The organism is Mesorhizobium sp. M7A.F.Ca.CA.004.12.1.1 (assembly GCF_003997835.1).
GTDB lineage: Bacteria > Pseudomonadota > Alphaproteobacteria > Rhizobiales > Rhizobiaceae > Mesorhizobium.
The window spans coordinates 1-2213 of the sequence record NZ_RZRK01000931.1 but is presented as its reverse complement, the minus strand read 5'-3'; the positions used below and the strand labels follow the sequence as shown (position 1 = coordinate 2213).

Annotated in this window: 4 protein-coding genes; 3 read left to right on the top strand and 1 reads right to left on the bottom strand. The window is 61.5% G+C overall.

The features are described 5' to 3' along the window. Nucleotides 1-1008: DUF2157 domain-containing protein (locus tag EN984_RS31895; RefSeq protein WP_127384231.1), on the bottom strand; the 1008-nt coding region annotated here is incomplete at its 3' end. 236 nt (nucleotides 1009-1244) lie between these two features. On the opposite strand from EN984_RS31895, the gene EN984_RS31890 reads away from it, so the two are divergent. From EN984_RS31890 to EN984_RS31880, 3 genes are all read left to right on the top strand, one after another. Continuing rightward, nucleotides 1245-1385 (top strand): DUF1127 domain-containing protein, encoded by a 141-nt coding sequence (locus EN984_RS31890; RefSeq protein WP_013531315.1) that lies wholly within the window; start codon nucleotides 1245-1247, stop codon nucleotides 1383-1385. 49 nt (nucleotides 1386-1434) lie between these two features. Next, nucleotides 1435-1575: a DUF1127 domain-containing protein gene (locus tag EN984_RS31885; protein ID WP_013531314.1), complete on the top strand. Its 141-nt coding sequence runs from the start codon at nucleotides 1435-1437 to the stop codon at nucleotides 1573-1575. Nucleotides 1576-1965: 390 nt separating this feature from the next. Beyond that, nucleotides 1966-2213 (top strand): FAD-dependent oxidoreductase (locus EN984_RS31880; protein WP_127384230.1); only part of this gene is annotated, 248 nt, incomplete at its 3' end.

Below are 2213 nucleotides of genomic sequence, written 5' to 3'. Positions count from 1 at the left end.
ATCGAGCATCGATTGCAAGGTCACCACATAGATGATGGCGAGTTCGAAGGCGAAGCCGAGATAGGCAAACCAGCGCAGCCCACGGCTTTCCCGCCCTGCCAGCACGATTGCGGCGACAATGCCGGCAAGCGCGATCACCGAAGCGAGGGCAAAACCGCTGTTGTAGGTGCTCTCGTCGGCGAGTTCGAACTGAATCATTGCGAGGCCGGTGAGGAAGCCGAGCAGTGCGTGCAAGGGCAAGCGGCCGCCGAGCTGCACGACCCGGTCGACTGGATCCGGCGCGAAGACCGAGGCCGCGAACAGCAGCGCCGAGACGACGACCAGCGGGATCGCCACCTGCAGCGTGTCGTGGTTGGTGACCAGCAGCACAAGATAGAACAGAACCGACAGGATGATCAGGTGGCGAGCCGCCTGGCTGCGGGTCCAGAACGAGACGGCAAACAGCACGATCGCCATGATCAAGAAGGCATGCGGAAATTCGCTGCGGCTGTAGTAGTCGAAGCCTTTCAGGAACAGCCAGGCATCGGCGATGCCGACCGAAGCGACCGTCAGCGGATTAGAACGCAGCGCCACCGCCGCCAGCGCCGTTCCGGCGCCCCAGGTGACCAGAGCCGAGGCCTCGTCGCCCGAGAGATGATACATCTGGCCGATCAGCGCGATCGAGCCGCCGAAAGCCGCAGCCGCCACGATCCAGAGCGCTTCGCCGATCGCCGCATGGTCGCGGGCCTTCAGCACCGCGCCGCCGACATAGCCACCAAGGATGACGGCAAACAGTGCCGCCACGCGCGCCAGCCGCGGGGTCGCGTCCCAATTGGCGGCGACGAAAATCAGGATGGCGGCTCCGAACAGCACGGCAGCCATCATCGCCAGGATAGAGCCGAAGCTGAGCGACTTGCGCTCGTTGGCCTCGACATCGCGCGAAAGCGAATCGGCTGTGGCGGCGTCAATCAGCCCGGCCTGCAGCCAACGCGCGATATCCGCCCTGACCCGCGACGAATAACTCGCCATGCTGCCACTCCCCCAGTTCGGTCTTTTTTTCAGCCGATCCGGTCAAACCGCTGACGCGGCGGCATTTTCCGATTCGGGTTTCTTTGTGTCAGGTCCGTGAACGCCCGTTAATGCTGCATTGCACAATTTGCATTGCTGCCATGCAGCCATAGCGCTTTTAAATCGATATGGGTCCGCCTATTTATAGTTCGTACACAAACGGAATGATCCGCAAGAAAGACGAAACGAGAACTACCATGAACCTGATCCGCAACTACCGCAACTGGCGCCGCTACAGGGACACCGTGTCCGAGCTGAGCCGCCTGAGCAACCGTGAACTGACCGACCTCGGCATCAGCCGCAGCGACATTCCTTACGTCGCTCGCAAGGCGGTCTAATTCTTCGGACCGCGAATGGTCCGAACCAGTTTTGAAAAAGAGAACGACAATGAACCTGATCCGCAATTATCGTAACTGGCGCGTTTATCGCGAGACGGTTACCGAGCTGGGTCGCCTTTCCAACCGCCAGCTGCATGATCTCGGTATCGTCCGCGACGAAATCAAGATCATCGCCCGCCAGGCGATCTAACCAGAATTTCGCCAGGGTCGACCTCCTCCCCGACCCTGACGGATCCGGTCAACCTTCACCTCCTCCCGAGGGTTGGCCACCAAAACGGCGCCCGCCGCACCTCCTCCCGCGGCGGGCGCTGTTACCCGGGGCAAAAGGAATTTTGCCCCAAAAGGTTTCGCCCCTTTCAAACGGCGAAAGAGTTTTCGTCAAAGCCGACCTCCTCCCCGGCGATGACGAATATGGTCGGCCTTCACCTCCTCCCGAGGGTCGACCCCAAAAACGACACCCGCCGGACCTCCTCCCCCGGCGGGTGTTGTCGTTTTCAGGAGGCGCTCCCATCAGCAGCTGTTTGCCCCGCACCGCGCACGGCAATTGCAATCGCCGCACCAAGCGATTATTCCGGCGCTCATGAGCAAAAACCCCATCCATATCATCGGCGGCGGCCTCGCCGGTTCCGAAGCCGCCTGGCAGGCAGCGCAGGCCGGCGTTCCGGTCATCCTGCATGAAATGCGGCCCGTTCGCGGCACCGATGCACACAAGACCGACAGCCTGGACGAGCTCGTCTGTTCCAATTCCTTCCGCTCCGACGATGCCGACAACAACGCAGTCGGCCTGTTGCATGCCGAAATGCGGCTGGCCGGCTCGTTGATCATGAG

What these genes read in the sequence shown, in the direction of transcription:
- EN984_RS31885 (WP_013531314.1), top strand. Translation starts at nt 1,435, where the DNA reads ATGAACCTGATCCGCAATTATCGTAACTGGCGCGTTTATCGCGAGACG.
- EN984_RS31890 (WP_013531315.1), top strand. Translation starts at nt 1,245, where the DNA reads ATGAACCTGATCCGCAACTACCGCAACTGGCGCCGCTACAGGGACACC.